The 17,132-nt window shown below is 71.7% G+C and carries 18 protein-coding genes and 1 riboswitch; of the genes, 9 read left to right on the top strand and 9 right to left on the bottom strand.

The features are described 5' to 3' along the window. Positions 1-94 precede the first annotated feature (94 nt). A complete protein-coding gene (locus tag ACZ6WH_RS10900) occupies positions 95-1,123 on the top strand; it encodes a 6-phosphofructokinase (RefSeq protein WP_469727568.1) in 1,029 nt (342 codons plus the stop codon). A gap of 155 nt (positions 1,124-1,278) precedes the next feature. Next, on the top strand, positions 1,279-2,295 hold the full coding sequence (locus ACZ6WH_RS10895) for a 2-hydroxyacid dehydrogenase (RefSeq protein WP_469727566.1): 1,017 nt from the start codon (positions 1,279-1,281) through the stop codon (positions 2,293-2,295). Here ACZ6WH_RS10895 and ACZ6WH_RS10890 read toward each other — a convergent pair. Both ACZ6WH_RS10890 and ACZ6WH_RS10885 read right to left on the bottom strand, forming a co-directional pair. Continuing rightward, positions 2,261-4,117, bottom strand: coding sequence for an anthranilate synthase family protein (locus tag ACZ6WH_RS10890; RefSeq protein WP_469727565.1), 1,857 nt, complete (start codon positions 4,115-4,117; stop codon positions 2,261-2,263). The two genes, ACZ6WH_RS10895 and ACZ6WH_RS10890, sit on opposite strands and share 35 nt — an antisense overlap. Positions 4,118-4,225: 108 nt before the next feature. Then, entirely contained in the window at positions 4,226-4,282 is a 57-nt protein-coding gene (locus tag ACZ6WH_RS10885; protein WP_361560921.1) for a trp operon leader peptide, read from the bottom strand. A 100-nt stretch (positions 4,283-4,382) separates the two neighbouring features. On the opposite strand from ACZ6WH_RS10885, the gene ACZ6WH_RS10880 reads away from it, so the two are divergent. Continuing rightward, the gene (locus ACZ6WH_RS10880; protein ID WP_399708159.1) at positions 4,383-5,732 is read left to right on the top strand and encodes a class II 3-deoxy-7-phosphoheptulonate synthase; all 1,350 of its coding nucleotides are present in this window, start codon (positions 4,383-4,385) and stop codon (positions 5,730-5,732) included. Between the two features lie 140 nt (positions 5,733-5,872). Further along, positions 5,873-6,130 (top strand): (2Fe-2S)-binding protein, encoded by a 258-nt coding sequence (locus ACZ6WH_RS10875; RefSeq protein ID WP_469727564.1) that lies wholly within the window; start codon positions 5,873-5,875, stop codon positions 6,128-6,130. Between the two features lie 34 nt (positions 6,131-6,164). Here the strand turns inward: ACZ6WH_RS10875 and bfr are convergent, their stop codons facing one another. Continuing rightward, positions 6,165-6,656: a bacterioferritin gene (bfr, locus tag ACZ6WH_RS10870; protein ID WP_432853211.1), complete on the bottom strand. Its 492-nt coding sequence runs from the start codon at positions 6,654-6,656 to the stop codon at positions 6,165-6,167. 156 nt (positions 6,657-6,812) lie between these two features. On the opposite strand from bfr, the gene ACZ6WH_RS10865 reads away from it, so the two are divergent. After that, on the top strand, positions 6,813-7,436 hold the full coding sequence (locus tag ACZ6WH_RS10865; protein ID WP_432853209.1) for a sulfite oxidase-like oxidoreductase: 624 nt from the start codon (positions 6,813-6,815) through the stop codon (positions 7,434-7,436). A gap of 40 nt (positions 7,437-7,476) precedes the next feature. On the opposite strand, the gene ACZ6WH_RS10860 is transcribed toward ACZ6WH_RS10865, so the two are convergent. The 6 genes from ACZ6WH_RS10860 to thiO form a co-directional block, all read right to left on the bottom strand. Beyond that, a complete protein-coding gene (locus ACZ6WH_RS10860) occupies positions 7,477-7,962 on the bottom strand; it encodes a DUF4396 domain-containing protein (protein ID WP_469727562.1) in 486 nt (161 codons plus the stop codon). A 68-nt stretch (positions 7,963-8,030) separates the two neighbouring features. Beyond that, positions 8,031-8,933, bottom strand: coding sequence for a deoxyribonuclease IV (locus tag ACZ6WH_RS10855; protein ID WP_469727560.1), 903 nt, complete (start codon positions 8,931-8,933; stop codon positions 8,031-8,033). Between the two features lie 48 nt (positions 8,934-8,981). Further along, the gene (pknB, locus tag ACZ6WH_RS10850) at positions 8,982-10,955 is read right to left on the bottom strand and encodes a Stk1 family PASTA domain-containing Ser/Thr kinase (RefSeq protein ID WP_469727559.1); all 1,974 of its coding nucleotides are present in this window, start codon (positions 10,953-10,955) and stop codon (positions 8,982-8,984) included. 56 nt (positions 10,956-11,011) lie between these two features. Continuing rightward, positions 11,012-11,854: a thiazole synthase gene (locus ACZ6WH_RS10845; RefSeq protein WP_469727557.1), complete on the bottom strand. Its 843-nt coding sequence runs from the start codon at positions 11,852-11,854 to the stop codon at positions 11,012-11,014. Positions 11,855-11,863: 9 nt separating this feature from the next. Then, the gene (gene thiS / locus ACZ6WH_RS10840) at positions 11,864-12,109 is read right to left on the bottom strand and encodes a sulfur carrier protein ThiS (protein WP_469727555.1); all 246 of its coding nucleotides are present in this window, start codon (positions 12,107-12,109) and stop codon (positions 11,864-11,866) included. Then, the gene (gene thiO, locus ACZ6WH_RS10835; RefSeq protein ID WP_469727554.1) at positions 12,106-13,332 is read right to left on the bottom strand and encodes a glycine oxidase ThiO; all 1,227 of its coding nucleotides are present in this window, start codon (positions 13,330-13,332) and stop codon (positions 12,106-12,108) included. The genes thiS and thiO overlap by 4 nt, the downstream gene beginning before the upstream one ends. Next, positions 13,330-13,443: riboswitch (TPP riboswitch) on the bottom strand. It overlaps the preceding gene by 3 nt. A gap of 197 nt (positions 13,444-13,640) precedes the next feature. Here thiO and ACZ6WH_RS10830 point away from each other — a divergent pair. From ACZ6WH_RS10830 to metF, 4 genes are all read left to right on the top strand, one after another. Further along, entirely contained in the window at positions 13,641-14,819 is a 1,179-nt protein-coding gene (locus ACZ6WH_RS10830; protein WP_469728000.1) for an NAD(P)/FAD-dependent oxidoreductase, read from the top strand. A gap of 90 nt (positions 14,820-14,909) precedes the next feature. Next, positions 14,910-15,275: an Rv2175c family DNA-binding protein gene (locus ACZ6WH_RS10825; RefSeq protein ID WP_346100301.1), complete on the top strand. Its 366-nt coding sequence runs from the start codon at positions 14,910-14,912 to the stop codon at positions 15,273-15,275. An 82-nt stretch (positions 15,276-15,357) separates the two neighbouring features. Further along, a complete protein-coding gene (gene thiE, locus ACZ6WH_RS10820; protein WP_469727552.1) occupies positions 15,358-16,008 on the top strand; it encodes a thiamine phosphate synthase in 651 nt (216 codons plus the stop codon). Between the two features lie 172 nt (positions 16,009-16,180). Next, complete coding sequence (gene metF / locus ACZ6WH_RS10815) at positions 16,181-17,098, top strand: methylenetetrahydrofolate reductase [NAD(P)H] (protein WP_361560743.1); 918 nt, start codon at positions 16,181-16,183, stop codon at positions 17,096-17,098. Positions 17,099-17,132: the final 34 nt, after the last annotated feature.

Below are 17,132 nucleotides of genomic sequence, written 5' to 3'. Positions count from 1 at the left end.
ATCACCGGAATCCGCCCCTCGCCCCTCTCCTGAGTGACCTGGATCACCATTAGCGTGACCCGCGTCGGTCCATCACGGGCGAAGGGAAGTAGCGATGCGGGTCGGAGTGCTTACCGGTGGCGGCGACTGCCCCGGTCTGAACGCGGTCATCCGGGCGGTGGTCCGCAAGGGCACCCAGGAGTACGAGTACGACTTCGTGGGCTTCCGGGACGGCTGGCGCGGGCCCATGGAGAGCGACACGGTGCCGCTGGACATCCCCGCGGTGCGCGGCATCCTCCCCCGCGGCGGCACGATCCTGGGGTCCTCGCGCACCAACCCGTTCAAGCAGGAGGACGGGGTCCGGCGGATCCGGGAGAACCTCGCCAAGAACGAGGTCGACGCGTTGATCGCGATCGGCGGCGAGGACACCCTCGGCGTCGCAGCGCGCCTGTCGGACGAGCACGGCGTGCCCTGCGTGGGCGTCCCCAAGACCATCGACAACGACCTCTCGGCCACCGACTACACCTTCGGCTTCGACACCGCCGTGGGCGTGGCCACCGAGGCCATCGACCGGCTGCACACCACCGCCGAGTCGCACATGCGGGTCCTCGTCGTGGAGGTCATGGGGCGGCACGCGGGCTGGATCGCGCTCCACTCCGGCCTGGCGGGCGGCGCCAACGTGATCCTCATCCCCGAGCAGCGATTCGACATCGACCAGGTCTGCGACTGGGTCGAGTCCCGCTTCAAGGTCCGGTACGCGCCCATCGTGGTGGTCGCCGAGGGCGCCATGCCCAAGGACGGCCAGATGGTCCTGAAGGACGACTCCACCGACTCCTTCGGGCACGTCCGGCTCTCGGGCGTGGGGGAGTGGCTGTCCAAGGAGATCGAGCGGCGCACGGGCAAGGAAGCGCGCACGACCGTACTGGGCCACACCCAGCGCGGCGGCACGCCCAGCGCCTTCGACCGCTGGCTGGCCACCCGCTTCGGGCTGCACGCCATCGACGCCGTGCGGGACGGCGACTTCGGGAAGATGGTCGCGCTGCGCGGCACGGACATCGTCCGGGTGCCGATCTCCGAGGCCACCGCGAAGCTGAAGACGGTGGACCCGAAGCTGTACTCCGAGGCCGGGGTCTTCTTCGGCTGACGGCTGACGGCTGACGGCTGACGGCTGGCGGCTGGCGCAGCGGGCGCGCGCCGGTGGCGGCGCGCCCTCCACCCCGTACGGCAGTACCGGGCGATGGGTCGTATATTCGGCCCATCGCCCGTATGTCTGCAAAACGGCACAGGTGGGAGCGGAGTGTGGAGATCGTGGCCTTCGGCGTGCAGGCGGACGAACGCAGACTGCTGGAGCGGGCCTTCGACGGCCGGCACCAGATCCGCAGCCTGGACGTCTTCCTCAACGGCGACACCGCACCCATCGCGGCCCACTACGAGATCGTCACCACCGCCGTCAACGACGAACTGACCGCCGGGGTGCTCCAGGAGCTCGCCGTGGGCGGCACGAAAATGATCGCCCAGCGTTCCACCGGCTACAACAACATCGACCTGCGGGCCGCTGCCGACCTCGGCCTCACCGTCGCCCGGGTCTCCTCCTACTCCCCGTATTCCGTCGCCGAGTTCGCCTGGGGTCTCGCGCTGGCGGTGAACCGGCGGATCGTACGCGCCACCAACCGCACCCGGAACTTCGACTTCCGGCTGGACGGCCTGATGGGCCGGGACCTGCGCGGCCGTACCGCAGGTGTGGTGGGCACCGGCAAGATCGGCGAGGCGTTCACCCGGATCGCGCACGGTTTCGGTATGCGGCTGCTCGGCTGGGACATCGCCGAGAACCCGGCCTGTACCGAACTGGGCATGACCTACGTGGACCGGGAGCGGCTGTTCGCCGAGTCCGACCTGATCAGCCTGCACGTCCCCCTGGTGGAGGACACCCGGCACCTCGTCGACGCCAAGGCCCTGGCGGTGATGAAGGACGACGCGCTCCTGATCAACTCCAGCCGGGGCGGCCTCGTGGACACCGCGGCCCTCGTGGAGACGCTCAAGGCCGGCCGGCTCCTCGGTGTCGGCCTGGACGTCTACGAGGAGGAGGCCGGGCTCTTCTTCTTCGACAAGTCGCTCGAAGTCGTCGAGGACGACACCCTCGCCCGCCTGATGACCTTCGGAAACGTGCTGGTGACCTCGCACCAGGCGTACTTCACCGAGGACGCGGTCGGCCAGATCGTCGACACCACTGTCGCCAATGTCGAGGACTACCTGGCCGGCCGCGCAGGCGGCAATTTCCTCGTCACACCAGGACAGCGGCCAGCAGCTGGGAGGTGAGCGCGGCCCCGTCCAGCGTCAGCACCGACTCCGGGTGGAACTGGACGCCCGCGAAGCCCGGGCCGCGCAGCGCGTGCACGTCCCCGCTCGCCGGATCCCGGCTCAGCTCCACCCGGTGCATGGCCAGCTCCTCGACGGTCGTCTCGTCGCAGCGCGCGGTGAAGGTGTTGTAGAAGCCGACCGTCTCCTCGCGTCCGAAGAAGTCGATCCGCTCCTGCGCCCCCTGGAACGGCACGTCCTTCCGGACGATCTCCAGGCCGAGCACCGCGGCGATCAGCTCATGGCCCAGGCACACCCCGAGCAGGCCGTGCTTGTGTTCCCTCAGCAGCTCGGCCGCGAGCCCGCGCAGCGCCCGCATCTTCGGGTCGGCCGCGTCGGAAGGGTTGCCGGGCCCGGGGCCCAGCACGATGGGCCCCTCGTGCGCCGGCGCGGTCTCCCGCAGCCCCGGCTCGTCGTAGCGCCGTACCGTCACCTCCAGCCCCGAGGTGCGCAGCAGGTGCGCCAGCATCGCGGTGAAGGTGTCCTCGGCGTCGATCACCAGCGCGTGGCCTTCCAGTGCCGCGGTCGGCGCGGTGGTCTGCATCCGCAGCCAGAACGGCGCGAGGTCGGCGCGGCGCGCGTCCAGCGCGGCCCGCACCCGCGGGTCCTCGGCCAGCCGCGGCGGCCCGGCGGCGGTGCGGCGGGCCGGTGCCTCCCGCACGCCCAGCGCGGTGAGCACGCCGGCGGCCTTGGCGTGCGTCTCGGCCACCTCGCTCGCCGGGTCCGAGCCGCGTACCAGTGTCGCGCCGACCGCCACCCGCAGCTCCCCGCCCGCGTCGATGTCCGCGGTACGGATCAGGATCGGCGAATCCAGCGTCCGGGCGCCGCCCGCGTCCCGTCCGATCAGCGCCAGCGCGCCCGCGTAGTAGCCGCGCCCGCCGGGCTCGTACCGCTCGATGACCCGGCAGGCGTTCTGCACGGGCGAGCCGGTGACGGTGGCCGCGAACATCGTCTCCTTCAGTACCTCCCGCACGTCCAGGGAGGACCGGCCGCGCAGCTCGTACTCGGTGTGCGCGAGGTGCGCCATCTCCTTCAGGCGCGGGCCGATCACCACGCCGCCCATGTCGCCGACCGTGCACATCATCTTGAGCTCCTCGTCGACGACCATCGAGAGCTCCTCGATCTCCTTGCCGTCGGCGAGGAAGTCCAGCAGGTCGTCGGCGGTGGGGCCGCCGGCCGGGTAGCGGTAGGTGCCGCTGATCGGGTTCATCACGACGGTGCCGCCGCTCATGCGGACGTGCACCTCCGGGCTGGCGCCCACCAGGGTGCGCTCGCCGGTGTGCACCACGAAGGTCCAGTACGCGCCGCGCTCCGTGGTCAGCAGCCGCCGGAAGAGGGCGAGCGCGTCGGCCCGCGCGAAGCCCGGGATCTCGCCCCGGAACGTCCGCCGGATGACGAAGTTCGCGCCCTCGCCCCGACCGATCTCCTGGTCCAGCACGCGCCCGACGATCCCGGCGTACTCCTCGTCCGACACGTCGAAGTCACCGCCCGTGACCGCCACCGCGTGGTCGGGGAGCTGTGCCAGCGCGTCGGAGAGCGGCAGCTCGTACCGCTCCTCGGGGACCAGCGCGGCCAGCGGCGTGCCGTCGTCGCGCACGTCGAAGCCGCGCTCCCGGATCTGCCGGAAGGGCACCAGGGCCAGGCCCTCGGGGAGGTCGGCGAGCCGTTCGTACGTGGCGACCGGGCCGGTCAGCACCTCGACCGTGTCGTGGTCGCGGCCGGGGGTGCGGCGGCGCAGCAGCGCAAAGGGCCGGTCGTCGGCGAGCAGCTCGGCAAGGTGCATGATCTCGTCCTTCTCACTCAGGGGGCTGGGGGAGAGGGACGGGCCGGAGCCGGAAAGGCCGAAGGCCGCCCCTCGGGCGGCCTTCGCAGTCAGTGGTGTACGCGCGAATCAGTGGGCCGCCGGATGAGCGGTCCACCACCAGTTCATGGATGTGTGCGCGAACATGGTCTGCAGCCTACCCGATGGCACGGTGGGCTCTGTGGGTCCTGTCTCATACTGCGGTCGGCGTACTGGACGGCCCCGAAGACCCCGTAATGTTGACGAGGTGACCGTGAACGCTGAAATCCACGCCGGTGGCCACACCTGGCGAGACCTGCCCGCGGCGCAGCAGCCTGACTGGCCGGACCAAGAGGCTCTGCGCGATGTGATCGCGGAGCTCGAGTCCTATCCGCCGCTCGTCTTCGCGGGCGAGTGCGACCAGCTGCGCGAGCGCCTGGGAGCAGTCGCCCGTGGAGAGGCGTTCCTGCTGCAGGGCGGCGACTGCGCCGAGGCATTCGACGCGGTGTCGGCCGAGCACATCCGCAACAAGCTCAAGACGCTGCTCCAGATGGGCGCCGTCCTCACCTACGCCGGGTCCGTTCCCGTCGTGAAGGTCGGCCGGATCGCCGGTCAGTACAGCAAGCCGCGCTCCAAGCCGACCGAGACCCGCGACGGCGTGACCCTGCCGACGTACCGCGGCGACTCCGTCAACGGCTTCGAGTTCACCGAGGCGGCCCGGATCCCGGACCCCGAGCGGCTGAAGCGGATGTACCACGCCTCCGCCGCCACGCTGAACCTCGTGCGCGCCTTCACCACCGGCGGCTACGCCGACCTGCGCCAGGTGCACGCCTGGAACCAGGACTTCGTGAAGTCCTCGCCCTCGGGCCAGCGCTACGAGGCGCTGGCGCGCGAGATCGACCGGGCGCTGAACTTCATGAACGCCTGCGGGGTGGACCCGGAGGAGTTCAAGACCGTCGAGTTCTACGCCTCGCACGAGGCGCTGGTGCTCGACTACGAGACGGCGCTGACCCGTACGGACTCCCGTACCGGCAAGCTGTACGACGTCTCCGGCCACATGCTGTGGATCGGTGAGCGGACCCGGCAGCTGGACCACGCGCACATCGAGTTCGCCGCCCAGGTGAACAACCCGATCGGTGTGAAGCTCGGCCCGACGACCACGCCCGAGGACGCCCTCGCGCTGATCGACCGGCTGGACCCGGACCGCGAGCCGGGCCGGCTGACCTTCATCACCCGCATGGGCGCGGACAAGATCCGCGACAAGCTGCCCACGCTGGTGGAGAAGGTCACCGCTTCGGGTGCGCAGGTCGCGTGGATCACCGACCCGATGCACGGCAACACCTACGAGGCGGCCTCCGGCCACAAGACGCGCCGTTTCGACGACGTGCTGGACGAGGTCAAGGGCTTCTTCGAGGTCCACAAGGCGCTCGGCACGCACCCCGGTGGCATCCACGTCGAGCTCACCGGTGACGACGTCACCGAGTGCGTCGGCGGCGGCGACGAGATCTTCGTCGACGACCTGCACCAGCGGTACGAGACGGCCTGCGACCCCCGGCTGAACCGCAGCCAGTCGCTGGACCTGGCATTCCTGGTCGCGGAGATGTACCGGGACCAGTAGACGGGCGCGTAGACGCAAAGTGGGGCGCGGATCCTGTGATCCGCGCCCCACTGCGTTGTTAAGCACCCGCGATGGCGGGTAAGGTAAGGGTAACCTCACTCAAGATCATCCGAAGCTACGGGAAGGACGGGGGTGACCGCGTGTACGTCTGCTCGTGCTTCGGAATCACTGAGGAAAAGGTGCGCGAACACGCCGACACCGGCGCCTGCACCCCGCGCCAGATCGCGTCCGCCTGCAAGGCCGGCACCGACTGCGGCGGCTGCGTGAAGCGCATCCAGGCCCTGCTGGGCCGTGGCGCCTGCCCCCGCCGGGAGCTGGCCGACAAGGGCGCCCCCGCGCTGGAGGAGCTGCCCGATCGGGGCGCGCCGGCGTCGGCGGAGCTGCCCGAAGCCGCCTAGCCGCCCGCCGGGCGACGGAGCCGCCCGTCTTCGGTCACGCCGCCGAGTCCGGTGCGGTCTGCTCGATCACCGTGGACAGGTAGAGCGCCTCGCCGAGCTTCTCGATCAGCTCCAGCTGGGTGTCCAGGTAGTCGATGTGGTGCTCCTCGTCGGCGAGGATCGCCTCGAAGACATTGGCGGACGTGACGTCGCCCTTGTTCCGCATCACCTCGATACCGCGCCGCAGCCGGTCGATGGCCTCGACCTCGACCTGCCGGTCGGCCTGGAACATCTCGGTCACCGTCTGCCCGACGCGGACGTGGAAGAGCCGCTGGTAATTGGGCAGGCCGTCCAGGAGCAGGATGCGGTCGGTGAGCACCTCCGCGTGGCGCATCTCGTCGAAGGACTCCGCGCGCGTGTACTTGGCGAGCTTGGTCCAGCCCTTGTGATCCTGCAGCTTGGCGTGCAGGAAGTACTGGTTGATCGCGGTCAGCTCGGCGGTCAGCTGCTCGTTCAGGAACTCGATGACCTCGGGATCTCCCTGCATGACTGCAAGGCTCCTTCCACACGACGACTGGACAGGTGCCGGGCATCCTTGCACCGGGGTGCATGGAGCGTCCAGTAAGTGCACGCTTAGTGGGAGTTGCCCGAATCGGTCCCGCCCTGGTCATCAGCACCCCTTCCGGTCTGACACCATGGAGACATGGGTCAGCCGGATAGCCGCGAAGAGGAGCTTCCTCAGCTGCCTCCGGGGCAGCGACTGCAGCGCGGATGGCCGGTCACACACTACGGACCCGTGCCCAAGTTCCGGCCCGAACGCTGGGAATTCCGGGTCTTCGGCGCCACGGCCGACGGGGACAAGCACTGCTGGACGCACGAGGAATTCACCTCGCTGCCGTATGCCACCGTCGTCGCCGACATGCACTGCGTGACGAAATTCAGCATGCTGGGTGCCGAATGGGGCGGGGTGTTGACACGTACGGTGCTCGATCTGGCGCCGCCTGACCCCGATGTCACCCATGTGATGGTCTGGGCCGAGTACGGCTTCAGCTCCAACCTCCCGCTGGCGGACTTCGCGGACGAGCGCTGCCTCTTCGCCAGTCACCGGGACGGCGAGCTGCTCACTGCCGAGCACGGTTTCCCCGTACGGCTCGTCGTGCCGCACCTGTACGCGTGGAAGGGCCCCAAATGGGTCCGCGGCATCGAGTACATGAGGGCGGACCGCCGCGGCTTCTGGGAAGAGCGCGGCTACCACAACCTCGGCGACCCGTGGCGTGAGCAGCGCTACTCCTACCAGGAGGTACCGGGCGACGGCCCGGAACTCTGAGCCGTACGCCCCTCGGCACTCCTGCGGTTCCCGGCCGCCCTCAGTGGTACTGGTGCACCACGGCGTGCCCCTTGCCGCGGCCGATCATCCAGCGGTTCACGGGTGTGGTCACCAGGAACGCCATGACCAGCGAGAACGCCAGCGCTCCCCAGAACAGCCACTCCGACAGATGGGCGTCCATCGCGCCCGGCACGAGAGCGATCACGCCGTTGTCGATCAGCTCCATCACCGCGATCGAGAGGGTGTCGGCGGCCAGTGCGACCTTGACGGCGGCCCGGAAGCCCACCCCGGCCCGCAGGACGCCGCGCAGCGTGAGTGAGTAGCCGAAGACGAACGCCAGGACGATGGCGAGGATCATCGTCGGCACGTTGTGCCAGCCCAGTGCGGTGCCGATCACCATGCCGAGGACCTCGCCGATCGCGCACCCCGTGAGGCAGTGCAGGGTGGCCTTCGCGGCCATCGCCCAGCCGGCCGGGGTGTGGGCGTGCTCGTGGTGTCCGGCCGGTGCGTGCTGATGCTGCTGCATGGAAGCCCCCATCCAGAAGGAACGATTCCCGCCGAAGACGGGAACCGTATACCCCCCTAGGGTATTCCTCAAGGAGTCCCGGGTGTGTCTCCGCCGTCCCGCAGCGCCTTCAGCCGGGCCACGTCCGCCGCATGGCCCTCCTTGCCGCCCGGCGTCTCGATCACCAGAGGCACGCCCGCGGTCGCCGGGTGCCGGAACAGCTCCCCGAACGGCTCGGCGCCGATGTGGCCGGACCCGATGTTCTCGTGGCGGTCCTTGTGCGCCCCCGCCACGTCCTTGGAGTCATTGGCGTGGATCAGCTTCAGCCGGCCCTCGCCGGCCACCGCCACCAGCTCGTCCAGCAGCGCCTTCGTGCCGCCCGGCGCCGCCATGTCGTGCCCGGCGGCGAACGCGTGGCAGGTGTCCAGGCAGAGCCCGGCCTTCGGGTGCCGGTCCAGCGCGTCCAGGTACGGGCCCAGGTCCTCCGCCAGCGAGCACAGCGAGGCGCCCTGTCCGGCGGTCGACTCCAGCAGCAGCCACGGGTCGTCGTCGTGCGTCAGCTCCTCCAGCAGCGGCAGCAGGTGCTCCCGCACCTGCGCCAGCGCCGTCGCCCGCTCCCGTCCGCCGGTCGCCGAGCCGGTGTGCACGACCACGCCGAGCGCCCCGATCTCGCGACCACGGCGCAGCGAGTGCCGCAGGGACTCCACGGACTTCTCGACCGTCGCCGGGGTGTGCGAGCCGAAGTTGATCAGGTACGGCGCGTGCACGTACGCCGGGATCGCACGCTCCGCGCAGGCCGCGCGGAACGCCTCGTCCTGCATCGGATTGCCGGGCGGGGTGGCCCAGCCGCGCGGGTTGGCGACGAAGACCTGGACGGCCTCGCCGCCGATGTCCGCCGCGTACGGGATGCCGACCTTGGCGAGACCGCCGGCCACCGGGACGTGGCCGCCGATCGGATTGCGCTCACGGGCGCGCTGCGGGGAAGTGCTCACCCGTCAAGGGTGCCAGGCGGCCGGGCGCCCCCGACTGTCAGGTACGCCTCACAGCTTGCTGTCCAGCGTGATCGTGATCGTGCTGCCCTTCGGGGCGGTGTCGCCCGCGTCGACGGACTGGCTGTCGACCGTGTCCGACGGGAAGAGGAACGGCTTCTTCACCTCGACCTCGAAGCCCGCGTCCTCCAGCGTCTTCTTCGCGTCGGCGGCCTTCTCGCCCCCGACGTCCGGCACCTCGACCATCTGCGGGCCCTTGGACAGCGTGAGCGTCACCGTGTCGCCCTCGCCCAGCGTCTTCCCCTCACCCGGGGACTGCCGCGCGACCGTGCCCTTGTCCTCGGGGGAGTACACCGGCTGCGTGGCGGTCTTCACCCGGAAGCCGGCCTCGCGCAGCTCGTCCGCCGCGTCGGCCCGCTCGTCGCCGACCACGTCCGGCACGTCGATCGCGCGGCCCCGGCTCACGGTCAGCGCCACCGCCGTATCGGGCCGCCGCTTCGCCCCCGCGGCCGGGTCCGTACGGATCACCGAGCCCTTGGCCACCTCGTCGCTGAACGTCTTGCGCTCGGTACCCGGCGTCAGCCCCCGGTCGCGCAGCTTGCGCCGCGCGTCGGCCACCGGGGTGCCCGACAGGTCGGGTACGGAGACGATGTCCGGGCCCTTGGAGAGGGTGACGGTGACCGTGCCGGTGCCCCGGATGCGCTTGCCGTTCTCCGGGGCGGTGGAGATCACGTGCCCGCGCTCCACGGTGGAGCTGTAGGCATGCGCCACGTTCACGTCCAGTCCGGCGTCGTGCAGCGTCCGCTCGGCCTTGGCCTGCGTCATGTCCAGCACCGCGGGCACGGTCGTGAACTGGCCGGTGGTGACGTACCAGGCGCCCGTGCCGAGCAGCAGGGCCGCCAGCACGGCGAGCACCACGGTGAGCGTCCTGCGGCGCGGCACGCGGGAGGTCCCCGCGCGTCGTCCGCCGCCCGCGGTGGGCAGCCGGTCGGTCCGCGCGTCCGCGCCGGCCGCCGTCGGCAGCCGGCTGGTGTGCCCCGCGGCGTCGTCGGCGTCGTCCGTACCGGGCAGCGAGAGCTGCACCGCGGCGGCGCGCTGGATCACGCTCGTGCGGTCCTCCGAGCCCGCCGTACCGGTCGCCGGCTTCGCGCCCGGAGGCACCGCGTCCAGCTGCTCCTCGGTGAGCGCCGCGCGGGCGTTCCTGGCCAGCGCGAGGAGGGTGACCGCGTCCTGCGGGCGCACCTCGGGGTTGCGCGCGGTCGCCTCGACCACCAGGTCGTCCAGCTCGGGCGGCAGCCCCGGCACGAGCCCGGAGGGCGGCGGCACGTCCTCGTGGAGGTGCTGGTAGAGCACCTGGGCCGCGGTGCCGCCGTCGTGCGGCTTGCTGCCGGTGAGCATCTCGTACAGCGTCACGCCGCAGGCGTAGACGTCCGCGCGGGTGTCCGCGCCGCCGTCCTCGATCTGCTCGGGCGCGAGGTAGGCGACGGTGCCCAGGACCGTGCCGGTGGAGGCCGTGGTGTGCGTGTCGACCGCCCGGACCAGTCCGAAGTCGGCGACCTTGACCCGGCCGTCGTCCCCGATCAGGACGTTCTCCGGCTTCATGTCGCGGTGGATCATGCCGGCGCGGTGCGCGGAGCCCAGCGCCGCCAGGATCGGCTCCAGGATGTCCAGCGCGGCGCGGGGCTGCAGGGCGCCGCGCTCGCGCAGCACGTCCCGCAGGGTGCACCCCGCGACGTACTCCATCGCGAGGTACACGTACGAACCGTCCGTGCCCTGGTCGAACACGCCGACCACGTTCGGGTGCGAGAGCCGGGCGACCGACTTCGCCTCCCGGATGAAGCGCTCGACGAACGAGGCGTCCGCGACCAGGGACGGGTGCATCACCTTCAGGGCGAGCACCCGGTCCAGCCGGGTGTCGACGGCGCGGTAGACCGTCGCCATCCCGCCGGCGGCGATCCGCGCCTCTACGCGGTAACGGCCGTCGAGCAGCTGTCCGACCATGGGGTCCTGGAGGGTGGTGTCCACGGCAGACGAGTCTACGAGCAGCCGTCCACCCGCCTCACGCCCCTGGCGCAGATCGCTCAGAAGGCGGGCCGCTCCGGGTCCAGCTCGGCCAGACCCGCGGCCGGCGAGGACGCCTCGGCGAAGTGGCGGCGCGGAATCCGGCCCGCCCGGTACGCCAGTCGGCCCGCCTCGACCGCGTGCCGCATGGCGTGCGCCATCAGGACCGGCTCCTGCGCCCTGGTCACCGCCGAGGCCAGCATCACCGCGGCGCACCCCAGCTCCATCGCCTGCGCGGCGTCCGAGGCCGTGCCGGCCCCGGCGTCCAGGATGACCGGCACCCCGGCCCGCTCGGTGATCAGCTGGAAGTTGTGCGGGTTGCGGATGCCGAGCCCGGAGCCGATGGGGGAGCCCAGCGGCATGATCGCCGCGCAGCCCACGTCCTCCAGCTTGCGTGCCAGCACCGGGTCGTCGTTGGTGTACGGCAGGACGGTGAACCCGTCGTCGACCAGCGTCTCGGCCGCGTCCAGCAGCTCCACCGGGTCCGGCAGCAGGGTCCGCTCGTCGGCGACGACCTCCAGCTTCACCCAGTCCGTGCCGAGCGCCTCACGGGCCAGCCGGGCGGTGAGCACCGCCTCGCCGGCGGTGTAGCAGCCCGCGGTGTTCGGCAGTGTCCGGATGCCGTGCCTGTTCAGTACGGAGAGCACCGAACCCTGCACCGTCGGGTCCAGCCTGCGCATCGCCACGGTGGTCAGCTCGGTGCCCGAGGCGAGCAGCGAGCGCTCCATGATGTCCAGGCTCGGCGCACCGCCGGTCCCCATGATCAGCCGGGAGCGGACGGCGGTACCGGCGATGACCAGCGGGTCCGCCGCGGGCGCCGCCTCGGGGGCGGCCGTCTCTTCGAGGGTGTGCGTTTCGGTCATCTGTACGGATCAGCCTCCCTGTACTGCGGTGAGCACCTCGATGCGGTCCCCGGCACCGAGCGGGGTCGCCGGCCACTGGCCGCGCGGCACGACCTCCTCGTTGACGGCCGCGGCCACCCCGCCGGCAGCGGTGGTCAGCGTCGCCACGAGCCGGTCGAGCGGCAGCCCTGCCGGTACCTCGCGGGGCTCGCCGTTCACGGAGACGGTCACGGGCGCCGGCCCGGAGGCGGCTTCGGGTGCCTGCTGGAGGGTCATGCGGTCTGCTCCTGAAGTGCGGCGCGCTGCGCCGAAGAGGGGGAAGAGGCGACTGCGGGCCCGAAGCGCAGCGGCGTGAAGGGCCGCGCCTCTTCGGGCAGCTCGCCGGCGGTCAGCGCGTGGGCCATGATGTCGCCGGTGACCGGGGTGAGCAGCACGCCGTTGCGGAAGTGGCCGGTGGCCATCAGGAGGCCGGGCAGCGCGCTGGGGCCGAGGAGCGGCGCGTTGTCGGGCGAGCCCGGACGCAGCCCGGCGATCGTCTCGACCAGCGGCAGCTCCGTGATGCCCGGCACCAGCTCGTGCGCGTCGCGCAGCAGCTCGTAGACGCCGCCCGCGGTCACCGTGGTGTCCCAGCCCAGCTCCTCACTGGTGGCGCCGACGACCATGTCACCGTTCTCGCGCGGCACCAGGTAGAGCGGGCCGCCGCGTACGACGGCGCGCACGGTGCGGGAGAGGAACGGGCCGTACGCGGCGGGGATCTTCAGCCGCAGCACCTGGCCCTTGACCGGCCGGACCGGCGGCCGCACGTGCTCCGGCACCCCGGCCAGCAGTCCGCTGAAGCTGCCGGCCGCCAGCACGACCTGCCCGGCCGGCAGCGGCGTGCCGTCCGCCAGCTCGACGCCCGTGGCCCGGCCGTCGGCGACGGAGAGCCGTCCGGCCCGGTCCCGTACGAACGCCACCCCGGCCCGCTCGCAGGCCGTCAGCAGGGCCGTGGCGAGCCGCCGCGGGTCGATCTGGTGGTCACCGTCCACCCGGAGTCCGCCGCGCACACCCGGCGCGAGCATCGGTTCGAGCTTCCGGCACTCGCGGCCCGTCAGCCACTCCGAGTCCAGGCCGCAGCGGTGCTGCAGCGCGTGCAGCTCGCGCAGGTGGGCGCGGTCGTCGGCGTCCAGGGCCACGGCGAGCGTGCCGCACCGCCGGTACCCCAGCTCCCGGCCGCTCGCCTCGGCCAGCTCGGCGGCGAACGCCGGGTAGCGCGCGGCAGAGTCGAGATTCAGCCCAAGGAGCGTTTCTTCGCCGTAATGCAGCTCGGTGACGGCGGCCAGCATGCCGGCCGCGACGCGCGCCGCGCCGCCGCCCGGCGCCGGATCCACGACCGTCGTGCGCAGGCCCCGCTGGGCGGCGCGCCAGGCCGTCACGAGCCCCGCCAGACCGCCCCCGACGATCACCACGTCGGGGTGCCCGGAAGCCGTCCCCGGCGACATACGTGCAGGTGGATGCATGAGTGTCCAGCCCCTCCCTTCGCCGGCATGACCCGGATCAGGTTCGTACGGTCGGAGGCCGCCGCAGCCTCCCTCTCAGCCCGGTGCGTCCGGGCTCCCGCGAGTACAGATGCCGTCAGAGTAGTACGCGTGCCCGACGCGTCGTAAGGGTGCTCTGCGCGGCCGGACCGTGACCCTGTGTCAGAGATCTCGTCGCGCGGTGCTGAGCCAGTCGAAGGACCGCGTCCTAGAGTGATCGAGTGAGCCAGCAGAGCAAGTACTCGCGGACCCCCGACCGCTCGCGCCGCGTCGTCATCGTCGGCGCGGGGATGGCGGGCGTGCAGACCGCCGTTGCCCTGCGCGAACAGGGCTGGCGCGGCACGATCACCCTGCTCGGCGCCGAACCCCACCCGCCCTACGACCGGCCGCCGCTCTCCAAGGCGGTGCTGCTGGGCAAGGCGGACGGCTCGGCCTTCGACGTCGACTTCGCCTCCCTCGGCATCGACCTGGAGCTCGGCCGGCGGGTCACCGGACTCGCCGCCGACGCGCACGAGGTGCTGACGGACACCGGCCCCGTTCCGTACGACTGCCTGGTCATCGCCACGGGGGCCGAGGCGACCACCCTCCCCGGGAGCGAGGGCGTCCCGGGCGTCCACGTGCTGCGCACCCTGGACGACGCCGAGCGGCTGCGCCCGGTGCTCTCGGCGCAGCAGCGCGTCGTGGTGGTGGGCGCCGGCTGGATCGGCGCGGAGTTCGCCACCGCCGCCCGTGAGGCCGGCTGCGCGGTCACCGTCGTGGAGGCGGCGGACCGCCCGCTGGCCGGCGCGCTGCCCGAGGAGGTCGCCGCCCACATGGCCCGCTGGTACGCCGACGCGGGCGCCGTGCTCCGTACGGGCACCCGGGTCGCCGCCGTGAAGGAGGGCGCCGTCGTGCTCGCGGACGGCACGTCACTGCCCGCGGACGCCGTGGTGATCGGCATCGGGTCGCGGTGCGCCACCGACTGGCTGGCCGGCTCGGGCGTCGAGCTGTGCGAGGACCGCTCCGTACGGGCCGACGAGCGGCTGCGCACCTCGCTGCCCGATGTGTACGCGGTCGGCGACTGCGCCTCCTTCCCCTCCGCGCGCTACGGGCGCCGCCTCCTCGTGCACCACTGGGACAACGCCCTTCAGGGGCCGCGCACGGTCGCCACGAACATCGCCCGGTGCGAGGCGGAGGGCACGGTGTACGACCCGGTGCCCTACTTTTGGTCGGAGCAGTTCGGCCGCTTCGTGCAGTGCGCCGGGTACAGCCCGGTCGCCGACGAGCTGGTCTGGCGCGGTGACCCGGGGAGCGCGGCGTGGACGGCGCTGTGGCTGCGGGAGGGCGCTCTGGTGGCGCTGCTGGCGGTGGGCAGGCCGCGCGATCTGGCGCAGGGCCGCAAGCTCATCGAGCGCGGCGCCCGGCTGGACCGGGCACGCGCCGCCGACGCCTCGGTGCCGCTGAAGTCGGCTGCGCTGCCCGGGCTCTGAGGAGCGGCCGGACCCCTGGTGTGGCCGGTGGTGTGCACTGATGGCGATGCCCGGCTACCGACTGTCAGTGGGGGATGGCACGCTTGGGGTGTGACCGAGATTGACGCAAAGATCGATGGACTGGTTTCCGCCTGGCTCACGCTTCCCGACATCGCCGAGGAGTTCGGCGTCGAGGTGACGCGGGTCCGGCAGCTGGTCAAGGAGGGCCAGCTGATCGCGGTGCGCCGCGGTGAGAACAGGGCCCTCCATGTGCCGGCCGAGTTCATCAAGGACGGAAAGGTCGTCAAGGGCCTGGTGGGGACGCTGACGCTCCTCCGGGACGACGGCTTCACCGACGAAGAGATGCTGGAGTGGCTGTTCACCGCCGATGAGACCCTGCCGGGCACGCCGGCGCAGGCGCTGCGTGAGAATCGCGGCACGGAGGTGAAGCGCCGGGCGCAGGCGCTCGCCGTCTGACACACCCGTCATCACCGCCGTAACCGCAGGGCGTACGGACCGGCAGATCCGGTCCGTACGCCCGGACTGGGGGGAGCACCCGATGAGCACCGCACGACAGGCCCTGTCCGACGCCCGGCTGTACCTCTGCACGGGGGCACGCAAGGAGCAGGGCGATCTGCCGGAGTTCCTGGACGCCGTGCTCTCCTCGGGCGTGGACATCGTGCAGTTGCGCGACAAGGGCATGGAGGCCGGCGAGGAGCTGACCCACCTGGAGGTCTTCGCCGACGCCTGCAAGCGGCACGGCAAGCTGCTCGCGGTCAACGACCGCGCGGACGTCGCGCACGCCATCGGCTCCGACGTGCTCCACCTCGGCCAGGGCGACCTGCCGGTCCCGGCGGCCCGCGCCGTCCTCGGTGACGACGTGCTCATAGGCCGCTCCACGCACGCGGAGGCGGAGGTCGACGCCGCCCTGACCGCGCCGGGCGTGGACTACTTCTGCACGGGCCCCTGCTGGCCCACCCCCACCAAGCCCGGGCGGCACGCCCCGGGCCTGGACCTCGTGCGGTACACCGCCGCGCAGAGCCCCGCACGTCCCTGGTTCGCCATCGGCGGCATCGACGCGGACAACCTGGACGAGGTGCTGGCCGCAGGCGCCCGCCGCGTCGTGGTGGTGCGCGCGATCACCGAGGCGGCGGACCCCGGCGCCGCCGCGGCCGCGCTGGCGAAGCGGATCCGCGCGTACGACGTCTGACGCGCGACGCGCACCCGGAGTGACGGCGCACGCATACGGAGCGTCACGAAGTCCGGGGCAGTGAGCAGTGGTCTGACGTGAAGTGTCCGACTGGTGAACAGGAGCCCGGCAAACCGGGGCATTTCGCAAGGCGTGGTTGGGGGGCTGCCAGGCCGGTGGTTAACCTGCCGGTATGGCCCTAGGTACCCCTTCCACCAGGACTGACCGCGCGCGTACGGTGCGTGAACTGCTCGCATCGGGCAAGCGGTCCTATTCGTTCGAGTTCGCCGCCCCCAAGACCGAGAAGGGCGAGCGGACTCTGTGGAAGGCCATTCGCCGGATCGAGGCCGTCGCGCCGACCTTCGTGTCGGTGACGTACGGCGCCGGCGGCACCTCCCGTGAGGGCACCGTCCGCGCGACCGAGCGGATCGCCACGGACACCACCCTCACCCCGGTCGCCCACCTGACCGCGGTCAACCACTCCCTCGCCGACCTGCGGAACATCATCGGCCAGTACGCAGGCGCCGGGATCCGCAACATGCTCGCGCTGCGCGGCGACCCGCCCGGCGACCCGATGGGCGAGTGGGTGCGCCACCCCGAGGGCATCGAGTACGCCGCCGAGCTGGTCCGGCTGATCAAGGAGTCCGGCGACTTCTGCGTCGGCGTCGCGGCCTTCCCCGAGATGCACCCGCGCTCGACCGACTGGGACACCGACATCCGGCACTTCGTGGACAAGTGCCGTGCGGGCGCCGACTTCGCGATCACCCAGATGTTCTTCAACGCAGAGGACTATCTGCGCCTTCGTGACCGGGTGGCCGCCGCCGGTTGCGAAACGCCGATCATCCCGGAGATCATGCCCGTCACGAACGTCCGGCAGATCGAGCGGTTCGCCCAGCTCAGCAACGCGGCATTCCCGCCGGAGCTGGCGGATCGCATCCTTGCGGTCAAGGACGATCCGGCGGCGGTACGCTCCATTGGCATCGAGTACGCCACGGAGCTGTGCGCACGCTTGACCGCCGAGGACGTTCCCGGGTTGCACTTCATTACCCTGAACCACTCCACGGCGACGCTGGAAATCTACGAGAATCTGGGTCTGCACCAGCAGACCTGACCACGTGCCCGCAGCGGCGGAAACAGGGGCGTAC

Source organism: Streptomyces sp. NPDC050806 (assembly GCF_055586425.1).
The sequence above is the reverse complement of the archived record's forward strand: the minus strand, read 5'-3'. Positions and strand labels throughout refer to the sequence as shown.

What these genes read in the sequence shown, in the direction of transcription:
- ACZ6WH_RS10900 (WP_469727568.1), top strand. Translation starts at nt 95, where the DNA reads ATGCGGGTCGGAGTGCTTACCGGTGGCGGCGACTGCCCCGGTCTGAAC.
- ACZ6WH_RS10890 (WP_469727565.1), bottom strand. Translation starts at nt 4,117, where the DNA reads ATGCACCTTGCCGAGCTGCTCGCCGACGACCGGCCCTTTGCGCTGCTG.
- bfr (WP_432853211.1), bottom strand. Translation starts at nt 6,656, where the DNA reads ATGCAGGGAGATCCCGAGGTCATCGAGTTCCTGAACGAGCAGCTGACC.
- ACZ6WH_RS10865 (WP_432853209.1), top strand. Translation starts at nt 6,813, where the DNA reads ATGGGTCAGCCGGATAGCCGCGAAGAGGAGCTTCCTCAGCTGCCTCCG.
- ACZ6WH_RS10860 (WP_469727562.1), bottom strand. Translation starts at nt 7,962, where the DNA reads ATGCAGCAGCATCAGCACGCACCGGCCGGACACCACGAGCACGCCCAC.
- ACZ6WH_RS10845 (WP_469727557.1), bottom strand. Translation starts at nt 11,854, where the DNA reads ATGACCGAAACGCACACCCTCGAAGAGACGGCCGCCCCCGAGGCGGCG.
- thiS (WP_469727555.1), bottom strand. Translation starts at nt 12,109, where the DNA reads ATGACCCTCCAGCAGGCACCCGAAGCCGCCTCCGGGCCGGCGCCCGTG.
- thiO (WP_469727554.1), bottom strand. Translation starts at nt 13,332, where the DNA reads ATGCATCCACCTGCACGTATGTCGCCGGGGACGGCTTCCGGGCACCCC.
- ACZ6WH_RS10830 (WP_469728000.1), top strand. Translation starts at nt 13,641, where the DNA reads ATGGCGGGCGTGCAGACCGCCGTTGCCCTGCGCGAACAGGGCTGGCGC.
- thiE (WP_469727552.1), top strand. Translation starts at nt 15,358, where the DNA reads ATGAGCACCGCACGACAGGCCCTGTCCGACGCCCGGCTGTACCTCTGC.
- metF (WP_361560743.1), top strand. Translation starts at nt 16,181, where the DNA reads ATGGCCCTAGGTACCCCTTCCACCAGGACTGACCGCGCGCGTACGGTG.